Below are 19,472 nucleotides of genomic sequence, written 5' to 3' on the forward strand. Positions count from 1 at the left end.
TTGCCCGGGCCAACAGTCCCGCGCAACACCCCCTTGGCAGGGTGCGCCTACCCGGGTGCCCCTTGGGGGTTCGTTTGCGGCTGCGGGCCGGTGGGTGGGTTGTGCCCACCCTCCCCCAGCTACCGCTGGGCGGTGCCCCCTCACCATGCGGAACGCCTGCCCACAACGGTGGTGGCTGGGCTGGGCCCCTCGGGTGCGGCACGGGGCGGGCCCACAACAGTGGGGTGAGCCGTCGCCGTCGGCTTCCCGTGGCAGGGGTCGGCCTGTACCGCCAGGTGCGGGCACACAGCGTGGGAACAAGCGGAGGGGGCACCGGCCGGAGGTTGGCCACCGGGTGGGAGGGGGTGCGGTGGGGTGTCCCCGCAGGTCGAGCAAGTCACCGGCGGAGAGCCGTAAACGAGACCTTCACGCCGAGGAGACACCCCGGCGCGGCGCCGACCCCCACCACACAGGCACCCCATATCCACGGTCGCAACCAAGAATCACGCGGCGCCAGCCGCAAAGCACCGCACCACACGCCGCGCCGAAGCCACCGGCCCGCACCCGAAAACGGCGCCCAGCCCAGCGCAGCGCCCCGTGCAGCGGCACAAAAATGTTGTGGGCAATCGTCCCGCGGGCGGGACGGGTGGGCACAACCCGTGCCACCGGCCCGCAACACGCGAACGAAACCCCAGGGGGCACAGCGGGGCGCACCCCTGTGAGGCCGGGCACCCCGTGTGACCTTCACCCCGCACCCCGTGAAGCGGCGCGGACCAGTGAAGGGGCAACCCTGTGTTTCATACCGCAACACGCGAAGGGGCCGTCAGCGCTGCGGGGCCGGGAAGGCGACGGGGCTGCGGTTGCCCGCGTGGTTGACGGCGCGGACGCCGAAGAAGACGTTGTCCTTGGAGAGGTCAACGGTGTGCCGTGTCACGTCGCCCACCGCGATGACGTGCTCCCACTCGGGCGCCGTCGTCTCGCGCCACACCACCTCGTACCCGGCGAGGTCCGGCTCCGTGCCCCGGTCCCACACCAGCTCGGTGGAGTTGGTCAGCGCGGTGGTCACGATCTTCGCGCCGCGCGGGGTGCCGGGTGCCTGAGCGAGGGTCCACAGGGCCGCGCCGTTCACGCGGGCCACGCGGGTGATGTAACCGAAGTCGCAGAACTCGGGCAGGTCGCCGTACTGCTTGCCGTCCTCCACGCGCACGTCCTGGTGCTGGTGGGCGTAGTCCTCGGCGGGCTCGGTGAAGCGGGCCGCTGGAAAGCCCTGTTCGAGGAAGGGGATGTGGTCGCCGCCGCGCAGATAGCGGTCGCGACGGTAGATGACGCGGACGTTCATGCCCGTCGCGGTATTGGAGGCGACGTCCCGCACGAAGCGTGCCAACTGCCGGGACGGCGAGTCGTTCTCGCCGCCGACCGACCTGCGTATGTCGGCTTCCTCGGGTGTCTCGGAGGTGGGCACACCCTCGGCGAACAGCCGCAGGGTGCGCGGGTCGCGCGTGCCGTCGTCGGCCGTGGAGCTGCCGACGATGTCGTTGGTGAACATGCCCCGCACGTCCGTGTCCGCCGAGGCGAACAGCTCCGCCATGTGCCCGGCCCCGTACAGCCCCTGCTCCTCGCCCGCGACGGCGGCGAAGACGACCGTCGCCGCCGTGCGCCGCGTGGCCATCACGCGGGCCAGTTCCATGGCGACGGCCACCCCTGACGCGTCGTCGTCGGCGCCGGGCGCGTCGCTGGTGGCGTCCATGACGTCGGAGGCGCGGGAATCGTAGTGGCCCGAGACCACGTACACGCGCTCCGGCGCGACGGAACCGCGCAGTGTGGCGACCACGTTGGTGATCCGCGTCGCGACGGGGATGCGCGACGCGGGCTCCTGCACATAGGACTGCTTCTCGACGGTCATCCGGCCGCCGGAGGCCGCCGCGTAGCGCGTCATCTGTGCGTGTATCCAGTCGCGGGCCGCGCCGATGCCGCGCTCCGGGTCGTCCTGCGAGGAGAGGGTGTGGCGGGTGCCGAAGCTCGCGAGCTTGCGTACGGTCGCCTCGATCCGGTCCTGGTCGATCTCCCGCAGCAGCGCGCGCAGTTCCCTGCCGGGCGGCTGTGCGGTGGGCGGTGTTCCGCCGCCGTCTCCGCCCCCTGGCGCGGGGGCCGCGTGGGCGGTCTGCGCGGTGTGGCCCGCGAGGCCCGCGCCCGCCGCCGCGACGGCGACCGCGGAGAGGACCGTTCTTCGGTGCGTGCCCTCGGGCTGCTGCGACATGGAACGTCCCTCCCACGGCCGACGGTGCGGAGCGGTGGCGTCGTGACGCAGCAATGGTCATGTACATCGCCATCCCTGGCAAGGTCACACGCGGTCACGCCTGACAAGGCCGCGCGCGACGGCCCCGCGCGTCCCCTCGGCCCCACATCTCGGGGCTCGGGGCTACGGCGTGATCGCGCCGAGCAGTGCCCGCGCGCACAGGTCCCGCACCTGCTCCCTGCTCAGCTCGGACCCGGACCCGGACCCGGATTCAGATCCGGGTCCGGACCCGGACTCCGGCTCGTCCAGCCACTCCAGGCAGACGGAGACGAGGAAGGCGAGCCACCCGCGCACGGCCAGCCGGAGCGTGGGCAGATCGGGGGCACCGCGGGCGGTCTCCGGGTCGGCGGCCAGCGCGTCCATGATCTGCCGCTCCTGCGCTGCCAGCCCCTGCCGGTAGACCTCGCGCACGACGGGGTCGCCCGCCGCCTCCGCGCGGTGGAAGGCGCGGAACCCCTCCGCGTGCGCCTCCACGTAGCCGAGGAAGGCGTCCAGACCGAGACCGAGCTGCTCGCGCACCGGCACCCCGGGCACCGCGGCGGTCAGCCGCAGCATGCGTGCGCTCTCGCGCCGTACGACGGCGGCGAAGAAGTCCCGTTTCGTGGGGAAGTAGTGGTAGAGCAGCCCTCGCGAGACCCCCGCGATCTCGGCGACCCGCTCGATCCACACGTCGTCGTACGGGCTCTGCGCGAAGAGCCGGGCCCCCACCGAGAGCAACTGCTCCCTGCGCTCCTCCGTGCTCAGCCGACGGCGCGTGCGCTGTCCCTCCCTGGCGGCCATGCGCCACACCGTACTTGACGTGAGTTCAACAGCCGACCCACACTGAGGAGCGCTATTGAATCGATGTCCAATAACTTCACGTGGCACGTAGCGCGTGGCGCACAGCACGCGGCTTCACGGCAGCTTCAACGAACGGGCGGGGCGGGCGAGATGGCGGAGACGGGGCAGAGCCAGAGCACGGGACCGGGTGGCGAGGCGATACCCAAGGGCTTCCGCAGCGCGGAACAGGGCTGGCCCGAGCTGCACCGCATCCCGCACCCGCCGTACCGGGTGCCGCTGCTCGGCGATGTGCTCGGGGCCGGGGTGCGCACCCCCGTCCAGGACTCGATGCGGGTGGCGCGCCGCCTGGGCCCGGTCTTCCGGCGCAAGGGCTTCGGCAAGGAGATCGTCTTCGTCTGGGGAGCCGAGCAGGTCGCCGAGCTGTCCGACGAGTCGCGGTTCGCCAAGCACGTCGGCCTCGGCGTGGCCAATCTGCGCCCGGTGGCCAGGGACGGCCTGTTCACCGCGTACAACCACGAGCCCAACTGGCAGCTCGCGCACGACGTCCTGGCCCCCGGCTTCAGCCGCTCCGCCATGCAGGGCTACCACCCGCTGATGCTCGATGTGGCCCGCGGCCTCATGGAGCGGTGGGACGCGGGCGAGGCGGCGGGCGATCCCGTCGACGTGCCGGGGGACATGACCAAGCTGACCCTGGAGACCATCGCCCGCACCGGCTTCGGCTACGACTTCGGCTCCTTCGAGAGGTCGCGGCCGCACCCCTTCGTCACGGCCATGGTCGGCACCCTCTCCTTCGCGCAGCGCCGCAACGTCGTGCCGCCGCCGCTGACACCGCTGCTGCTGCGCGGCGCGACGAAGCGGAACGCCGCCGACACCGCGTACCTCAACCGCACCGTGGACGAGGTCATCGCGCGCCGCCGCGAGGGCGGGGGAGGGGACGAAGGCGCGGGCGCGGGCGGCACGGGAGACCTGCTGGACCGGATGCTGGAGACGGCGCATCCCGAGACCGGCGAGCGTCTGACCAGCGACAACATCCGCCGCCAGATCATCACCTTCCTCATCGCAGGGCACGAGACCACCTCGGGCGCGCTCTCGTTCGCGCTCTACTACCTTGCCCGCAACCCCCAGATCCTCGCCCGTGCGCGCGAAGAGGTGGACCGGGTGTGGGGCGCGGCGCCCGAGCCCGCCTATGAGCAGGTGGCCAAGCTGCGATACGTGCGGCGCGTGCTCGACGAGTCGCTGCGCCTGTGGCCCACCGCGCCCGCCTTCGCGCGCGAGGCCGTCCGGGACACCACACTCGGCGGCGAGCACCCCATGCGCCGGGGCGCCTGGGCCCTCGTGCTGGGCCTGATGCTGCACCGCGACCCCGCGGCCTGGGGGCAGGACGCGGAGGAGTTCGACCCGGACCGTTTCGAGCCCGCCGCCGTACGGGCCCGTCCCGCGCACGTCTACAAGCCCTTCGGCACGGGCGCCCGCGCCTGCATCGGGCGCCAGTTCGCGCTGCACGAGGCCACACTCGTGCTGGGCCTGCTGCTGCGCCGCTACGACCTGCACGCAGAGCCCGGCTACAGGCTGCGCGTCGCCGAACGCCTCACCCTGATGCCCGAGGGGTTCACGCTGCGGCTGACCCGCCGGAGCGGCCCCGGCCCGGCGGCGTCGGCATCGGCTCCGACTCCGGCCTCGGAACCGGAATCAGCACCGGCACCGGCACCGGCCTCGGACGACGCCGAGCCGCCCGGTCAAGGGCAGTGCCCGCACAGCGCGGTGCTCACGACGCCGCGCCGTGCCACACCGTCGTGACGTTGCAGAACTCGCGGATGCCGTGTCCGCCCAGCTCCCGCCCGTAGCCGGAGCGCTTCTCGCCGCCGAAGGGCATGCCGGGGTGCGAGGCGGTCATGCCGTTGAAGAAGACACCGCCCGCCTGGAGATCGGCGACACACCGCTCCTGTTCGGCGGGGTCCTCGGTCCACACGTTGGAACTCAGCCCGAACGGCGTGTCGTTGGCCAGCTCGACGGCCGCGTCCAGATCAGGGACGCGGTAGAGGGAGGCCACGGGGCCGAAGGTCTCCTCCTGGTGGATGCGCATCTGGGGGGTGATGCCGGCGAGGATCGTCGGCTCGTAGAACCAGCCCGCCGTGCGGTCGGCCGGCCTGTGGCCACCGCACAGCACGGTGGCGCCCAGCTTCTTCGCGTCCTCGACGAGTTCCTCCAGATCGGACCTGCCCTGCTCGGAGGAGAGCGGCCCGACGTCCGTCGCCTCCTCCAGCGGGTCGCCGACGGTCAGCGCCTCCATGCCCTCCTGGAAGCGGCGCGCGAACTCGTCGTAGACGTCCGTGTGCACGATGAAGCGCTTGGCCGCGATGCAGGACTGCCCGTTGTTCTGCACGCGCGCCGTCACCGCGGTCTTCGCGGCGCGGGCGATGTCGGCCGAGGGCAGTACGAGGTACGGGTCGCTGCCGCCCAGTTCCAGCACCGTCTTCTTGATCTCGTCGCCCGCCGTGGCGGCCACCGCGCGCCCCGCGGGCTCGCTGCCGGTGAGGGTGGCGGCGGCGACGCGGCGGTCGCGCAGGATCTTCTCGACGGCGCCCGAGCCGATCAGCAGCGTCTGGAAGCACCCCTCGGGGAACCCGGCCCTGCGGAACAGCTCTTCCAGATAGAGCGCCGTACGCGGCACGTTCGAGGCGTGCTTGAGCAGCCCGGTGTTGCCCGCCATCAGCGCGGGCGCCGCGAAGCGGACGACCTGCCAGAGCGGGAAGTTCCACGGCATGACGGCCAGGACGACGCCGAGCGGACGGTAGCGCACATACGCGGCCGAGCCGCCGCTGTCCTGCACATCGTCGGACGCCGGGTGCTCGTCCGCCAGCAGCTCCGCCGCGTGCCGCGCGTACCAGCGCATCGTCTTCGCGCACTTGGCGGCCTCGGCGCGCGCCGCCGCGACGGGCTTGCCCATCTCGGTGGTCATGGTGCGGGCGATCTCGGACCGGTCCTCGTCCAGCAGGTCAGCGGCCCGGCGCAGCAGTTCGGCGCGCTGCTCGAAGGTGGTGGCGCGGTGCTGTGCGAAGGCCGCGTGGGCGCGGGCGATCCGCTCCTCGACCTCCGCCTCGCCCAGGGCGTCGAAGGTCTGGAGCGTCTCTCCCGTCGCGGGGTTGACGGTGGCGATGGCCATCGGATTCCTCCTCGGAGCGGTGGTGCGGTTCCTGCTGTGGGTGTGGCTGTGGCTACTCGGCGGGCGCGGGGGCCCGTGCGGCCAGGGCCGGGATGATGCCGCCCGCGAGCACGTCCTCGCGCTGCCGGGGCGAGAGGCTGTGCCGTACGGGGTACTCCTCGTCCCTGGTCAGGTTCCGTACGCGCAACGAGGTGCCCTCCGCGCCGAGTGCCTTGCGCAGCCCCTCCAGCCGGAGGGTGTCGCCGCTCCCGACGCGCTCGTAGTCCTCACCGTTCTCGAACTCCAGCGGCAGCACGCCGAAGTTGGCGAGGTTCTGCCAGTGGATACGTGCGAAGGACTTCGCGATCACGGCGCGCAGGCCGAGGTGGCGCGGGGTGATCGCCGCGTGCTCACGGGAGGAGCCCTGCCCGTAGTTGTCCCCGCCGACGACGAAGTGCGGGCCTTCGGTCTCCCGCCCCCTGCCCGGGTACTCCGGGTCGATACGGGTGAAGGTGAACTCCGCCAGCTTCGGGATGTTCGAGCGGTACGGCAGCGCCCGCGCCCCGGCCGGGGAGATGTCGTCCGTGGAGACGTTGTCCCCGGCCTTGAGCAGTACGGGTCCCTCCAGCGTGCCGGGGAGCGCGTCCAGCTCGGGCAGCGCGGAGACGTTCGGGCCGCGCTCCAGCTCCACGGCGGCGGCCTCGTCCGGGGCGGGCGGCGCCTCCAGCATGGCGGTGTTGACGCTGGCCCGCTCGGGCAGCTCCAGCCGCGGCGGCGCGCAGCCGGTGTCGGCGGCCCAGTCGCGGGGGTCGGTGATGACGCCGGTCAGCGCCGAGGCCGCGGCCGTCTCGGGCGAGCAGAGCCATACGGCGTCGCCCTCGGTACCGGAGCGGCCCCGGAAGTTGCGCGGGAACGTGCGCAGCGAGTTGCGCCCGGCGGCAGGGGCCTGGCCCATGCCGATGCAGCCCAGACAGCCGCTCTGGTGCAGCCGGGCACCGGCGCCGATGAGGTCGAAGGTGCCGCCCGAACGGGTGAGGTCCTGGAGGATCTCCCGCGAGGTCGGGTTGACGTCGAAGCTGACGCCGTGCGCCGTGCTCCGCCCCCGCACCATGGCGGCGGCGACGGCGAAGTCCCGCAGCCCCGGGTTGGCCGAGGAGCCGATCACGGCCTGCCCGACGGGCTCGCCCGCCACCTCCCGCACCGGGACCACATCGCCGGGCGAGGAGGGCCGGGCGATGAGGGGCTGGAGGGAGGAGAGGTCGATCTCCTCGTCGAGGTCGTACACCGCGCCGTCCTCGGCCGCGAGCGGCGTGTAGTCCTCCTCGCGGCCCTCGGCACGCAGGAAGGCGCGCACTGCCTCGTCGGAGGGGAAGACGCTGGCCGTGGCGCCCAGCTCGGCGCCCATGTTGGCGATGACATGCCGGTCCATCGCCGTCAGCGAGGCCAGCCCCGGACCGTGGTACTCCAGGATCCGGTTGACGCCGCCCTTCACCCCGTGGCGGCGCAGCAGCTCCAGGATCACGTCCTTCGCACTCACCCAGGGCGGCAGCTCCCCGGTCAGCCGTACCCCCCAGACGTGCGGCATCCGCACGTACAGCGGGCGGCCCGCCATGGCGAGCGCCACCTCCAGGCCGCCCACGCCGATGGCGAGCATGCCGAGCGAGCCCGCCGCGCAGGTGTGCGAGTCGGATCCGGCGAGGGTCTTGCCCGGGACGCCGAAGCGCTGCATGTGCGTGGGGTGCGAGACGCCGTTGCCAGGCTGCGAGTACCAGACGCCGAAGCGGCGCGCGGCGGAGCGCAGGAAGGCGTGGTCCTCGGCGTTGCGCTCGTCGGTCTGGAGGATGTTGTGGTCCACGTACTGCACGCTGACCTCGGTACGCACCCGGTCCAGGCCCAGCGCCTCCAGCTCCTGCATGACGAGGGTGCCGGTGGCGTCCTGTGTGAGGGTCTGGTCGACGCGCAGGCCGATCTCCTCACCGGGCTCGGCCCTCCCCTCGACGAGGTGGTCGGCGATGAGCCGCTGCGCGAGTGTGCCGTGTGCGGGTGTTTCCGGGGCTGCTGTTTCCCGGGTGCGCCCGGTCTCGCCGTCCCGCCTGTCCGGGCCCGCAGCGTTCATGGGAGGTCTCCCTTCGCGGTCCGCGTCCACGTCCGTGTGCACGTCTCCGGCCGACTGGCTCCGTCGGCCGTGCGACGTCTTCGGCGGGCCACGACGCCTCACGGCACTGCGGCTCCGCGCGCTCGCGCTGTCCCCCATCTTCGGCCCGTTTCCGCGGGCCCGCGCGTTCGCGGCGGGTACCCAGGGGCGCGCCGCGAATGCGTGGCTCTTCGCGCACGGGGACGTGCGGGGAGTGCGAGGGCGCACGGGGTGCCTGGGCCGTACGGGACGGGCGCGCTCGGGCCCGCACGCGCCAGGACGGGTCCGCACGGGCGCACGCGAAAGCCCCCGCCGCGCGCCACGGGGTGGCGGGCGGCGGGGGCTCGGCCCGGAGCGGCGGCCCCTGCTGGGACCCGCGCGCTACGAGCGGTGGTACTGGACCGGCGTGGCGACCTCGCCGCCCAGCTCCTTCGCGGCCCGGCGCGCCCAGTACGGGTCACGCAGCAGCTCGCGCCCGATCAGCACCGCGTCCGCCTTGCCCGAGGTGAGGACCTCCTCGGCCTGCCGGGGCTCGGTGATGAGGCCGACGGCCGCCACGGGCAGGCCCGTCTCGTTCTTGACGCGCTCGGCGAAGGGGACCTGGAAGCCGGGGGCCGCCGGGATCTTCGCGTCCGGCGCGTTGCCGCCGGTGGAGACGTCCAGCAGATCGACGCCGCGGGCGAGCAGTTCCTTGGCGAACCGCACGGTCTCGTCCGCCGTCCAGCCCTCGCGGGGGTCCTCGTCGTTCTCGCTGAGCCAGTCCGTGGCCGAGATGCGGAAGAGGAGCGGCAGCTCCTCGGGCCACGCGGCGCGCACCGCGTCGACGACCTCCAGCGCGAAGCGTGTGCGTCCCTCGAAGGAGCCGCCGTACTCGTCGGTGCGGTGGTTGGTGTGCGGGGAGAGGAACTCGCCGATCAGGTAGCCGTGGGCGCCGTGCAGCTCGACGACCTCGAAGCCCGCCTCCAGGGACCGGCGCGCGGCGTCGGCGAACTGTCCGACGATCTCGGCTATCGCCTCGGTGCTCAGCTCGTCCGGCGTGGTGGACGCCCCGTCGAACGGGAGGGGGCTCGGGCCCACCGGGGTCCAGCCGTGCTCCTCGCCGGGGGCGATGGGGGCGCCGCGGTCGACCCAGGTGCGCTCGGTCGACGCCTTGCGCCCGGCGTGGGCGATCTGGATGCCGGGGGTGCTTCCCTGCGCCTTCAGGAAGGCGGTGATCCGCTTGTATCCCTCGGTCTGCGCGTCGTTCCAGATGCCCAGGTCGTAGGGGCTGATGCGGCCCTCGGGGCTGACAGCCGCCGCCTCGGTGAGGATGAGCCCTGTCCCGCCGGTGGCGCGGGCGGCGAGGTGGGTGAAGTGCCAGTCGTTGGGGACTCCCGCCTCCGGGCCGTCCGGGGCGGCGGAGTACTGGCACATCGGCGCCATCCACACGCGGTTCGGCACGGTCAGCGACCGAAGTGTGAGGGGCTCGAACAGTGCGCTCACGGCGCTCTCCAATCCAGGGTCCTGGGCTGCGGAACTGGAAGTACGATAACGCTCGTAGTACGGCGGATGTCAAACTACGATGGTTCTCGTAAGATGGAGGCCGGTGAGAGGTTCGGTGAGCGCCCGGAGAAGCGGGCGGCGAGCCGCCTAGACAGTCAGGGAGAGTGGGCCGCAGCCATGCCGACGACGACATCCGCTGTACGTGAACTCCCGCACCCCGCGCGGGAGGAGATCCGCCTAGAGGCGGTGCTGCACGCGCTGGCCGATCCGATGCGGCTGTGGGCCGTGCGGAATCTCTCCGCGTTCGGCGAGGGGGAGGGGCAGGGGGCCACCTGCTCCCAGGTGGACATGCCCGTTTCGCCCTCCACCAGCACCCACCACTTCCGTGTGCTGCGCGAGGCGGGCGTCATCAACCAGTGCTACCGGGGCACCGCCAAGATCAACTGCCTCCGCCGCGCCGACCTCGACGCGCTCTTCCCCGGCCTGCTGGACGCGGTCCTGGCGGGCTCGGCCCGCGAGGAGGGGGAGCGGTCCGCGTAGCGGTTCGCATTGCGGTTTGCCGTTTTTCGGGTGGGGCCGCGTGGGTGGGCGCGGCGTGTGGGGGTCGTTAGGCTGCGGCGATGGAACGGGTGAATGACTACGACAGCTTCGCCGAGGCGTACTCGGCGGAGAACGAGAACAGCCTCGTCAACGCGTACTACGCGCGGCCCGCGATGCTGGCCCTCGCCGGAGACGTGACCGGGCGTCGGATCCTGGACGCGGGCTGCGGCTCGGGCCCCTTGTCCGAGGCGCTGCGCGATCGCGGCGGCGTCGTCACCGGCATCGACTCCAGCGCCAACATGCTGGCGCTGGCCGAGCGTCGGCTCGGCGCCGACGCGGACCTGCACCTGGCAGACCTTCGCGACAGCTTGCCGTTCGACGACGGCGCCTTCGACGACGTGGTCTCGTCGCTCGTCCTGCACTACCTGGAGGACTGGGGGCCGACGCTGGCCGAATTGCGGCGCGTGCTCAGGCCCGGCGGCAGGCTGATCGCGTCCGTCGACCACCCTTTCGTGGCCTACACGATCCAGGACCCTCGGCCCGACTATTTCGCGACCACCAGCTATACCTTCGACTGGACGTTCGGCGGGCGGACTGTCCCGATGAGGTTCTGGCGCAAGCCGTTGCACGCGATGACCGATGCCTTCATCGCCGCCGGCTTCCGCCTGTGCACCATCAGCGAGCCACAGCCCGACCCGGCCGCCCGCGAACTCTTCCCCGACGGCTTCCGTGACCTCTCGACCAAGACGTGTTTCCTGTTCTTCGTCGTCGAGGTACCGCCTTCGGCCACCGGTTCCGACGGCTAGCTCTCCTGCTGGGCCGCGTCCATGTCCATGTGCACGACCTCCCACAGGTGGCCGTCGGGGTCCTGGAAGCTGCGGCCGTACATGAAGCCGTGGTCCTGGGTCTCGTTGGAGGCGCTGCCGCCGGAGGCGAGGGCCTTGTCGACCAGGTCGTCGACGCGCTCCCTGCTCTCGACGCCCAGACACAGGATGGCCTCGGTGCTCTTGGTGGCGTCGGCCACCTCCTTCTGGGTGAAGCTCTGGAAGAAGGGCTCCACCAGCAGCATGGCGTAGATGTCCTCGCTGATGACCAGGCAGCCCGCGTTGTCGTCGGAGAACTGCGGGTCGAAGGAGAAGCCCAGTGCGGTGAAGAAGCTCTTCGACTTCGGAAGGTCCTTCACCGGCAGGTTGACGAAGATCTTCGTGGACATGGGCGGTGGCCTCTTCTCTCAGCAGGTGTGTGGTGTCGCTGTTGAAGGAGTAGACCGGGGCCCGTCGCGAAAGTCATCGGTGTCTCGACGGGAAATCCAGAAACTTCACCGGGCCTCCCCGCAGGGCCCCGTCGAACCTGAAGTTCGCCTGTTGTTTCCGGCGTCAACTGCAAGCCGTATGCCGGTAGTTCACCGAAACGTGTGGCTTGTCGGGTAGCCGAAACGTTTTCCTGGCCTACGCCCCGTGCCCCCGGCTTAGCGTGTTGCGGGCGTCGCCCCGGACCCCGGTGACCCGAGCCGCTGTCACGAGGGAATGGGCCGCCCGAGAGTCCGGGCGCCGAGGGAGGGTTGTGGCCATGCGTCCGGAACATCGTCGCACTGGGGGCCTGTCGGGAGCCGGGAGCGAAAGGATCGCGTCGGGCATCCACTTCTCCGCACGTGTCGTCCAAGCGGGCCGCGTCACCACGATGCGCCTCCAGGGGGAGATCGACATCGTCGCGGTCCTCGAACTCCACCCCGTGCTGCGGGAGTTCACGTCGCGCCCCGCGCCCGCGCTGGCCATCGACCTGCGCCCCGTCACCTTCATCGACTGCACGGGCCTCACGATGCTGGTGGAGATCCGCCGGTACGCCTCCGTGCGCGGGGCCCGGGTGGGGGTCGTCTGCGACGATCCGCGTGCTCTGCGGACCATGGCGGTGGTCGGCCTGAGCACCGTCCTGTGCCCCGGGCCCACGCCGGAGGCGGCCCTGGCGGCCGAGCGTGCCGGCGCCCCGCTCCCGGCCGGGACCGGCGCCCTCCGTGACACCGCCCGGGACGCGGGGCCCGCCGCCAAGAGGCCCGGTACGGCGTCGTCCACCGACACGAAATCCACCGCGAGGCGCGTCACGGAGTGACGCGGAAGGGGGGGCGGTGCCCCGGCCGCGCCCCCGCACCTGGGGCCGGGCGCGACCGGGGCACCGGAGCGTGGGGCGAGTGGCCCAACCGCGTAGCCCGGGCAGGGGGCCTGCCCGCGTGGGCCGACGGTTTCGGCCGGTGCGTGGGGGTACTCCGGGGGACTGTGTCCACTCTCCTTGGAGGTCACCCCAGATGAAGGCCGTCGCCGTCCGGTTCCCCCGCGAGGAGAGCGCCGGGGAGGAATCCGGGGCCCTCGCCGCGACCGCCGACGCCGCCTACGCGCGCTGAGGGCCGCCGTGGACCGGAACCGGGACCGGAAGGGGCTCAGGTGGCGGCGGACGGCGGGTGCCGCGTCCGAGGTGCTGCTGTGGTGGCTGGCGCTGACCGGGCTGTGGCTGGTGCTGATCACCACCGTCGACGCGCTGGAGACGGCCGTGGGCGCGGCCTGCGCCCTGCTCGCCGCCGTGGCCGCGCGCGCCGCACGCAGGGCGGCGCGCGGGTGAGCGCGGCCCAGGCCGTGACGGCCGCCTCGGACGGCTGGCTCGGCGCCGCGCTGGTGCCGCTCCTCGCGATGGCACCCGTGCTGTGGCGGGTCGCGACGGGCGGGCCGCGGGAACGGCTCGTCGCGCAGAACCTGGCGGCGCTGGCCGCGGCCCTCACCCTGCTGCTGGCGGCCCAGGGCTTCGGGCGCCCCGCCTACGTGGACCTGGCGCTGGTGCTGTCCCTGCTCGGGCCTGCGGGGACCCTGGTGTACGCGCGTTTCCTCGGCGGCGTGCCGCCCGCGCGGCCGGTGTACTGGGCCGCGGTCGTCGCGGTGCCGCTGACCGTGGTGCCGCTGTGCGTCGCCGCAGGGCCCGGCAGGCAGTTGGTGAAACTGCTGGTCGTCGGCGCGCTGCTGGTGGCGGGCGGCGTGGTGACGAGCGCGGGCTCGCGCATCCCCGCCGACGGAGCGGGCGACGGGACGACCGCCCCTGGAACGGCCGACGGGCGGGGGAGCGCGGGATGACCGATGTGCTGATCGCCGTCGCGCTCGTCCTCGTGGCCGCAGCGGCCACCGCCGCCGTCCTCAACCGCGACCCCGTGCGCCAGGCGCTGGTGCTCTCCTTCCTCGGCATGGCCCTCGCCCTGCTGTTCACCTTCGTGCAGGCGCCCGATGTGGCCCTCTCCCAGCTCGCCGTGGGCTCCGCCGTGACCCCGCTGATGATCCTGCTGACGGTGCGCAAGGTGAAGCGCGGCGAGAGAGAAGGAGAGGAAGAGGAAGAGGACGTAGCGGAACGGGAAGCGGAAGGGGGCGGGGGACGGTGAGCAGGAAGGGGCGGCTGTGGCTGTTCCTCGCCGGTGCCGCCGTCGTGGCGGTGCTGCTGGGCGCCGCCGCGTTCGCGCTGCCGCCCTTCGGCGGCGACCACCACCCGTACGGCGACCGTGCCGTACGCGCCGCGCTGGCCCACCGCACCGCCAACGCCGTCGCGGCCGTGAACTTCGACCAGCGCGCGTTCGACACGCTCGGCGAGGAGAGCATCCTCTTCTCCGCCGTCCTCGGCACCGTCGTCCTGCTGCGGCAGACCACGGGCGAGCGGCGCCGGCGTCCGCGCCCCGCACGGGTGCCCGGCACCGTGCGACGGTTCGGCCTCGCGCTGCTCCCGGTGACGCTGCTGACCGGCCTGTACGTGGTGGCGCACGGGCAGCTCAGCCCCGGCGGCGGCTTCCAGGGAGGCGTCGTCGTCGCGACCGCGCTGCACCTGCTCTACATCGCCGTCGACTACCGGGCCCTGGAGCGCATCCGTCCCATCGGCCTGTACGCGGTGGGGGACGCCGTCGGCGAGGCGGCCTACGTGCTCACCGGGCTGGCCGCCGTGCTGGCGGGGTCGGCGTTCCTCGCGAACGTGCTGCCGCTGGGCACGTTCAACACCCTCTCCTCCGGCGGGACGGTGCCGCTGCTCAACGCCGCCGTCGGCATGGAGGTGACCTGCGGGATCGTCGTGCTGCTCGCCCGCTTCCTGGACCAGGCGGTCGAGATCGAGGGGGCCTCCGGAACCACCACAGGCCCAGCAAGCCCTGCCGACCCCGCCGAGCCAGCCGCGACGGAGCGGAAAGGAGACCCCGCGTGACCGTACTGCCGTACCTCGTCGCCGGATGGATCTTCCTCGTGGGCGTGTACGGGCTGGTGACCAGCCGCGACCTCATCCACGCGGTCGGCTGTCTGGCCGTGACCCAGTCCTCCACGTACGTCCTGCTGCTCGCCGTCGGCTACCGCGACGGCGGCACCGCGCCCGTCTACTCCGACGCGCCCACCGGGGCACGCGTCGTCGATCCCGTCGTGCAGGCGCTCACGCTCACCGACGTCGTCGTCGGCGCGACCGTGACCGCGCTGCTCCTCTCTCTCGTCATCCAGTTGCGCAAGCGCCACGGAACCGTCGACCCCGACGGCCTCTCGGCGCTGAAGGGGTGACGGGCCGCACGTGATCCCGCCCGGGCCCGCCGCGGCCTCCTCCGCAGCCCTGCCCCTGCCCCCGGTCTCCTCCGTGCCGTCGCTGACCGGCGACGCGGCGGGGCTGCTGCCGCTCGTCGTCGCGCTGCCGCTGCTCGGTGCGGCGCTGCTCGTCGCGGTCGGCAGACGGCTGCCGCGGATCGCGACGGACGCGCTCGGCAGCGTCTTCGCCGTCGCCACGGCCCTCGTCGCCGTCCGCGCGCTCGCGGGGGTGGCGCACACCTCGCCGTACGCCGTCGAGTGGCTCGGCGGCTGGCGCCCCACCGGGCAGGGCGATGGCGGAGTCGGCATCGCGCTCGTCGGCGACCCCGTCTCGCTGGGGCTCGCCGCGCTCACCTCGCTGCTCGTCGTCGCCGTACTCGTCTACTCCTGGCGGTACTTCGAGGAACCGCCCCGCCGCCAGTCCGGCTCCTTCCCCGCGCTGATCCTGCTCTTCCAGGCCGGGATGTGCGGCTTCTGCCTCACAGGCGACCTGTTCAACGCCTTCGTCTTCTTCGAGCTGATGGGCGTCGTCGCCTACGCGCTCACCGGGTTCCGCGTCGAGGAACGGCGCCCGCTCCAGGGCGCCCTCGCCTTCGGTGTCGTCGGCTCCCTCGGCGGCTACGCCATGCTCCTCGGCATCGGCCTGCTGTACGCGCGCACGGGAGAGCTGGGGCTCGCGCGGATCGGGCGGCAGCTCGACGAGGGGCGGCCCGACGCGCTCGTACTGGCCGCGTTCGTGCTGGTCACGACCGGGATGCTGGTCAAGGCGGCGGCCGTGCCCTTCCACTTCTGGCTCCCCGACGCGCACGCCGTGGCGCCCACCCCCGTCTGCCTGCTGCTCTCCGGCGTCATGGTGGAACTCGGCGTCTACGGCGCGGCGCGCGTCTACTGGACCGTGTTCGCGGGGCCAGGGGGCGTACCGGCCGGGACCCTCACCCGTACGTTCCTGGCCGTCGGCGTCATGACGGCGCTGCTCGGCGCGGTCATGTGCTGGCAGCAGCGGCATCTGAAGCGGCTGCTGGCCTTCTCCACCGTCGCGCACACCGGGCTGTTCCTCGTCGGACTCGGTGTGCTGACGCCCGAGGGCACCTCGGGCACCGTCCTCTACGCGCTCGCCCACGCGGGTGTGAAGGCGGCCCTGTTCGCGTGTGCGGGCATCCTCCTCGACCGCTACGCCTCCGTCGACGAGCACCAGCTCTACGGGCGCGCCCGCGAACTGCGCCTCACCGGCGGCCTGTTCCTGCTCGGCGGGCTCGCGCTGTGCGGGCTGCCGCCGTTCGGCACCTCGCTGGGCAAGGCCGTCGCGGAGGAGGCCGCGGGACACACGGCGCACTGGCTCGTCGTGCTGTTCGTCCTGGTCTCCGCGGTCATGGGCGGCGCGGTGCTCAGGGCAGGGCTGCGGATCTTCGCCGGGGCGGGGGCACGCGCCCGTGGCGAGGAACCGGCGGGCAGCGCGCGCACGCAGGGCGACGAGGACCCGGAGACCCGTACGAGGCTGCGCCGGATCCCCGCGACGATGCTCGCCGTCCCGGCCGTCCTGCTGGCCGCGTCCCTCGCGATCGGGCTGGTCCCGGAACTGGCCGCGTTCGCGGGGCGCGCCGGGCACCTGTTCGCCTCGCACGAGATCTACGCGGCGGCCGTACTGGACGGGCGCCCCGCACCCCAGCACGCCGTCTCCCCGGCGTCCCCGCCCCACTGGAACCTGTCCGGTGTGCTGCTCGGGCTGCTCTCGGCGGGGCTCGCCGTCGCGGGCGCGCTCATCGGCCTCCGGCGCGGCGCGCCGGGCGGGCACCGGGACGAGGGCGGCCCGCTGCCGTGGCTGCGGCGCCTCCAGTCGGGGCACATCGGCGACTACGTGGCCTGGACGGTGGCGGGCATGGCACTGCTCACGGTCTTGGCGGCGTGGTGACGGTGCGGGGTGCTTTGCGGGGTGCGGGTGCGGGGCGCGTCGGTGGTTGCGGCCGTCAGGTGCGGGTGTGTCCCGGCCCGTCCGTCAGCGCCTGGTGCCGGGACCCGGATCCGGGCCGTCCGCGTCGGCGGTCCGTGCGTCGAGCGCGCCCGGGGTGCCAGGGGCGCCGGACGCGCCCAGTGCCCGGAGGCGTTCCAGCTCGCGCCGGTCGCGCTTGGTGGGGCGGCCAGCGCCGCGTTCGCGCTGGGGGACCGCCAGCACCTCCTCGCGCGGGGGCGGCGGCGGGCTGTTGTCGACGAAGCACTCGGCCGCCACGGGCGCGCCGACCCGCTTGCGCACGAGCCGCGACACGACCACGACCCGCTCCCGCCCCGCGTGCCGCAGCCGCACCTCGTCCCCTGGCCGCACGGGGTGCGCGGCCTTGACCCGCTCGCCGTTGACGCGCACGTGCCCCGCGCGGCACGCCGAGGCGGCCAGCGAACGGGTCTTCGTGAGCCGCACGGACCAGATCCAACTGTCGACCCGGACGGTCCCGGTCCCCTCGTCTGAAGCCATGCCCCGACTCTAGAACGACTGCCCGCCGTATGGCGGGTGCGGCTGGCGGAGCGCTGCGGGGGTTTCAACGCGTTCAACACCCTCACGGCCTGCGGGACCGCCCGTGACGGTCACCGGGATATAAACTCTTATATGCCAGATGAGTGATTTTTCGGCGGTCTTCAATGAACGAGAATAAGGGATACTCCGTCCACTGGGAGTGGTATGTACGTTCAGTTACTCGGGCCTATACGACTGGTGGACGATGAGGGCGTTTCCGTCCGTGTTCCGGGTGAGAAACTGCGGGTGATCCTGGCGTCGCTGGCTCTCTCTCCGAAAACGCCGGTAGCGGCCGTGGACCTGCTCGACGAACTCTGGGGGGCAAGGCCGCCCCGTACCGCCGAGAATTCACTCCAGTCGCACATCGCAAGATTGCGACGCATTCTCGCAGAGGAAACAGGGCGACCGGAAGCCCGTGACATCATCCGGACCGCGGGGCCCGGCTACATGCTCGCCATCGACCCCGATGACGTCGATGCCTTCCGGTTTACTCGTGCCGTCGATCTTTCCGCGCAGTATGTCCGAAGCGACCCCTCCCGAATCACCGGAGTCCTCGATCACGCACTGGCGATGTGGCGCGGCCCGGCCCTGCTGGATGCGGGGCATGGGATTATCTGCCGCACCGCGTATGCCCGTCTGGAAGAGGCCAGGCTCATCGCGCGTGAAATGGTCGTCGAGGCTTACTTACGGCTCGGCATGCATCAACGGGTCATCCCCGACCTGAAACAGCTCCTCTCGCAGCACCCGCTGAGAGAGCGCTTCTGCGAGCAACTCATGATCGCGCTGTACCGCGCCGGCTGCCAGGCTGATGCCATCAGCACCTACCACCGCATCCGGCGGCACCTCTCCGCGGAACTCGGCCTGGAGCCGGGGCCGGGTATGCAGAACACGCTGCGGGAGATCCTTTGCCAGGAGGAGGGGGCCAGTCTCTGACCGGGGGTACGACCGGGGGTACCGGAAGGCTCGTGCCGCCCGGTACCTCACACGGTGTTCGTCACTCGTAGAAGCTGCCAGATGGCGCCGGGCCGGGCCCTGCCCTCGAAGGCCAGGTACTCCGGCGTGACCAGGTGAGGGTGCCACTTCTTCTTGTAGCTCAACTGGCTGGCGGCCGGATAGAGCGCCTCTCCTCTTTCGGCCAGAAGGCGCATGAAGGCTCCCGTCAGTGGACTGCTCGGCGCGATCATGTGTGCCGCATCCAGGCCCGTGAAGGGCGTGAAGCCGAAGTGCAGCCACTCGGCCCGCTCCCGCATGAACAGTTCCAGCGCCGTGGCATTGATCGCCTCAGCGGCTCCTGGCCGGGCGTCGTGGCGGCGGCGGCTCAGATCGTGCAGCCAGCCGGGCCGCTCGCCGAAGACGGGGGAGTAGGAGATGTAGGCGGTCGGACGCCTTCCGTCGGTCGCCATGAACAGCCGACGGTGCTTCTGCGCGGGACCTCCGACCTCGCCGACGAGGAATCGGATCTCCTTGGTGTGCTTTCCCTTGCTCCGCAGCCAGAACCTGTCTATCTCTTCGATATGGCCGACGTGTTCGTCGTACGACACCTCTTCGACCTGAAGGCCGCTCCTTCGTGCCTGGGATATTTTATTGCGCAGTTTCATGAAGCGGGACCCGCGCAGTGTGAAGTCCGGCAGATGCACCGAGTAGGAAGAGCCCACCTGGTTGATGGTGAAGCCCTCCGACGCATACAACTCCGCTTCCCTGGACTGTAGTTGCACACACGCGATGCGACGCTTGCCTGCGCGCGCATAATCCTTGAACTCTCGTAGGGCCTGTGCCTTTCGCTCCCACGGTCCCAACACCCCCGCGAACTGGACGAGGTAACGTCCCGACTCCCGGTAGGCGATGACATCGCCCGTCGAGGCCGTGAAGAGCTGATTCCCCCTGTTCAACGCCAAATAGGAGCTGGGGTTCTCTCCATACCCCTGCACCGCACGCAGGGCGTACTCCGCGGTTTCGGCTTGTGAGCCGCTTAACTGTCCCATCACGCAACCACCTTCCTCGGAAGAGCCTAACGAGGGGACGGCAAATCCTGCTGAAAC

19 protein-coding genes are annotated in these 19,472 nt (G+C 72.1%); 11 read left to right on the plus strand and 8 right to left on the minus strand.

From position 1 onward, the window contains the following. Window positions 1-802: 802 nt before the first annotated feature. On the minus strand, window positions 803-2,236 hold the full coding sequence (locus tag ACYVOO_RS29185; protein ID WP_461018697.1) for a M20/M25/M40 family metallo-hydrolase: 1,434 nt from the start codon (window positions 2,234-2,236) through the stop codon (window positions 803-805). Window positions 2,237-2,398: 162 nt separating this feature from the next. Further along, entirely contained in the window at window positions 2,399-3,055 is a 657-nt protein-coding gene (locus ACYVOO_RS29190; protein WP_461018698.1) for a TetR/AcrR family transcriptional regulator, read from the minus strand. 150 nt (window positions 3,056-3,205) lie between these two features. Here ACYVOO_RS29190 and ACYVOO_RS29195 point away from each other — a divergent pair, with 150 nt between their 5' ends. Continuing rightward, window positions 3,206-4,852 (plus strand): cytochrome P450, encoded by a 1,647-nt coding sequence (locus ACYVOO_RS29195; protein WP_461018699.1) that lies wholly within the window; start codon window positions 3,206-3,208, stop codon window positions 4,850-4,852. On the opposite strand, the gene ACYVOO_RS29200 is transcribed toward ACYVOO_RS29195, so the two are convergent. From ACYVOO_RS29200 to ACYVOO_RS29210, 3 genes are all read right to left on the minus strand, one after another. Next, window positions 4,821-6,218: an NADP-dependent succinic semialdehyde dehydrogenase gene (locus ACYVOO_RS29200; RefSeq protein WP_461018700.1), complete on the minus strand. Its 1,398-nt coding sequence runs from the start codon at window positions 6,216-6,218 to the stop codon at window positions 4,821-4,823. The two genes, ACYVOO_RS29195 and ACYVOO_RS29200, sit on opposite strands and share 32 nt — an antisense overlap. 52 nt (window positions 6,219-6,270) lie before the next feature. Then, complete coding sequence (locus ACYVOO_RS29205) at window positions 6,271-8,313, minus strand: aconitate hydratase (RefSeq protein ID WP_461018701.1); 2,043 nt, start codon at window positions 8,311-8,313, stop codon at window positions 6,271-6,273. A 399-nt stretch (window positions 8,314-8,712) separates the two neighbouring features. Beyond that, window positions 8,713-9,813: an NADH:flavin oxidoreductase/NADH oxidase gene (locus ACYVOO_RS29210; RefSeq protein WP_461018702.1), complete on the minus strand. Its 1,101-nt coding sequence runs from the start codon at window positions 9,811-9,813 to the stop codon at window positions 8,713-8,715. Window positions 9,814-9,990: 177 nt separating this feature from the next. Between ACYVOO_RS29210 and ACYVOO_RS29215 the strand changes: the two genes are divergently transcribed. Both ACYVOO_RS29215 and ACYVOO_RS29220 read left to right on the plus strand, forming a co-directional pair. Continuing rightward, window positions 9,991-10,353: an ArsR/SmtB family transcription factor gene (locus ACYVOO_RS29215; protein ID WP_453346958.1), complete on the plus strand. Its 363-nt coding sequence runs from the start codon at window positions 9,991-9,993 to the stop codon at window positions 10,351-10,353. An 80-nt stretch (window positions 10,354-10,433) separates the two neighbouring features. Beyond that, window positions 10,434-11,159: a class I SAM-dependent methyltransferase gene (locus ACYVOO_RS29220; RefSeq protein ID WP_461018703.1), complete on the plus strand. Its 726-nt coding sequence runs from the start codon at window positions 10,434-10,436 to the stop codon at window positions 11,157-11,159. On the opposite strand, the gene ACYVOO_RS29225 is transcribed toward ACYVOO_RS29220, so the two are convergent. After that, window positions 11,156-11,566 carry a VOC family protein gene (locus ACYVOO_RS29225; RefSeq protein ID WP_461018704.1) on the minus strand — a complete coding sequence of 137 codons (411 nt, stop codon included), beginning with the start codon at window positions 11,564-11,566 and terminating at the stop codon, window positions 11,156-11,158. The genes ACYVOO_RS29220 and ACYVOO_RS29225 overlap by 4 nt on opposite strands. A 356-nt stretch (window positions 11,567-11,922) precedes the next feature. Here ACYVOO_RS29225 and ACYVOO_RS29230 point away from each other — a divergent pair, with 356 nt between their 5' ends. The 7 genes from ACYVOO_RS29230 to ACYVOO_RS29260 all read left to right on the plus strand — a co-directional run bounded on the left by ACYVOO_RS29230 (window position 11,923) and on the right by ACYVOO_RS29260 (window position 16,839). Then, complete coding sequence (locus ACYVOO_RS29230; RefSeq protein WP_461018705.1) at window positions 11,923-12,459, plus strand: STAS domain-containing protein; 537 nt, start codon at window positions 11,923-11,925, stop codon at window positions 12,457-12,459. A 297-nt stretch (window positions 12,460-12,756) separates the two neighbouring features. After that, entirely contained in the window at window positions 12,757-12,963 is a 207-nt protein-coding gene (locus ACYVOO_RS29235) for a hypothetical protein (RefSeq protein ID WP_461018706.1), read from the plus strand. After that, window positions 12,960-13,466: a monovalent cation/H+ antiporter complex subunit F gene (locus ACYVOO_RS29240; RefSeq protein WP_461018707.1), complete on the plus strand. Its 507-nt coding sequence runs from the start codon at window positions 12,960-12,962 to the stop codon at window positions 13,464-13,466. The genes ACYVOO_RS29235 and ACYVOO_RS29240 overlap by 4 nt, the downstream gene beginning before the upstream one ends. Continuing rightward, on the plus strand, window positions 13,463-13,765 hold the full coding sequence (locus tag ACYVOO_RS29245; protein WP_461018708.1) for a Na(+)/H(+) antiporter subunit B: 303 nt from the start codon (window positions 13,463-13,465) through the stop codon (window positions 13,763-13,765). Before ACYVOO_RS29240 ends, ACYVOO_RS29245 begins: the two co-directional genes overlap by 4 nt. Then, complete coding sequence (locus ACYVOO_RS29250) at window positions 13,762-14,568, plus strand: MnhB domain-containing protein (RefSeq protein ID WP_461018709.1); 807 nt, start codon at window positions 13,762-13,764, stop codon at window positions 14,566-14,568. The genes ACYVOO_RS29245 and ACYVOO_RS29250 overlap by 4 nt, the downstream gene beginning before the upstream one ends. Beyond that, window positions 14,565-14,909, plus strand: coding sequence for a sodium:proton antiporter (locus ACYVOO_RS29255; protein WP_453346950.1), 345 nt, complete (start codon window positions 14,565-14,567; stop codon window positions 14,907-14,909). Before ACYVOO_RS29250 ends, ACYVOO_RS29255 begins: the two co-directional genes overlap by 4 nt. 103 nt (window positions 14,910-15,012) lie before the next feature. Continuing rightward, the gene (locus ACYVOO_RS29260; RefSeq protein ID WP_461018791.1) at window positions 15,013-16,839 is read left to right on the plus strand and encodes a complex I subunit 5 family protein; all 1,827 of its coding nucleotides are present in this window, start codon (window positions 15,013-15,015) and stop codon (window positions 16,837-16,839) included. Between the two features lie 84 nt (window positions 16,840-16,923). On the opposite strand, the gene ACYVOO_RS29265 is transcribed toward ACYVOO_RS29260, so the two are convergent. Then, window positions 16,924-17,394, minus strand: coding sequence for an RNA-binding S4 domain-containing protein (locus ACYVOO_RS29265; RefSeq protein ID WP_461018710.1), 471 nt, complete (start codon window positions 17,392-17,394; stop codon window positions 16,924-16,926). Between the two features lie 237 nt (window positions 17,395-17,631). Here ACYVOO_RS29265 and ACYVOO_RS29270 point away from each other — a divergent pair, with 237 nt between their 5' ends. Continuing rightward, on the plus strand, window positions 17,632-18,366 hold the full coding sequence (locus ACYVOO_RS29270) for an AfsR/SARP family transcriptional regulator (protein WP_461018711.1): 735 nt from the start codon (window positions 17,632-17,634) through the stop codon (window positions 18,364-18,366). A 47-nt stretch (window positions 18,367-18,413) separates the two neighbouring features. Here the strand turns inward: ACYVOO_RS29270 and ACYVOO_RS29275 are convergent, their stop codons facing one another. Then, complete coding sequence (locus ACYVOO_RS29275; RefSeq protein ID WP_461018792.1) at window positions 18,414-19,415, minus strand: bifunctional lysylphosphatidylglycerol flippase/synthetase MprF; 1,002 nt, start codon at window positions 19,413-19,415, stop codon at window positions 18,414-18,416. Window positions 19,416-19,472 lie beyond the last annotated feature (57 nt).

The sequence above is a fragment of the Streptomyces daliensis genome (assembly GCF_054782395.1).

Coding starts and splice junctions, on each gene's coding strand:
- ACYVOO_RS29205 (WP_461018701.1), bottom strand. CDS start 8,313: ATGAACGCTGCGGGCCCGGACAGGCGGGACGGCGAGACCGGGCGCACC.
- ACYVOO_RS29185 (WP_461018697.1), bottom strand. CDS start 2,236: ATGTCGCAGCAGCCCGAGGGCACGCACCGAAGAACGGTCCTCTCCGCG.
- ACYVOO_RS29200 (WP_461018700.1), bottom strand. CDS start 6,218: ATGGCCATCGCCACCGTCAACCCCGCGACGGGAGAGACGCTCCAGACC.
- ACYVOO_RS29220 (WP_461018703.1), top strand. CDS start 10,434: ATGGAACGGGTGAATGACTACGACAGCTTCGCCGAGGCGTACTCGGCG.
- ACYVOO_RS29190 (WP_461018698.1), bottom strand. CDS start 3,055: ATGGCCGCCAGGGAGGGACAGCGCACGCGCCGTCGGCTGAGCACGGAG.
- ACYVOO_RS29275 (WP_461018792.1), bottom strand. CDS start 19,415: ATGGGACAGTTAAGCGGCTCACAAGCCGAAACCGCGGAGTACGCCCTG.
- ACYVOO_RS29225 (WP_461018704.1), bottom strand. CDS start 11,566: ATGTCCACGAAGATCTTCGTCAACCTGCCGGTGAAGGACCTTCCGAAG.
- ACYVOO_RS29230 (WP_461018705.1), top strand. CDS start 11,923: ATGCGTCCGGAACATCGTCGCACTGGGGGCCTGTCGGGAGCCGGGAGC.
- ACYVOO_RS29265 (WP_461018710.1), bottom strand. CDS start 17,394: ATGGCTTCAGACGAGGGGACCGGGACCGTCCGGGTCGACAGTTGGATC.
- ACYVOO_RS29215 (WP_453346958.1), top strand. CDS start 9,991: ATGCCGACGACGACATCCGCTGTACGTGAACTCCCGCACCCCGCGCGG.
- ACYVOO_RS29245 (WP_461018708.1), top strand. CDS start 13,463: ATGACCGATGTGCTGATCGCCGTCGCGCTCGTCCTCGTGGCCGCAGCG.
- ACYVOO_RS29195 (WP_461018699.1), top strand. CDS start 3,206: ATGGCGGAGACGGGGCAGAGCCAGAGCACGGGACCGGGTGGCGAGGCG.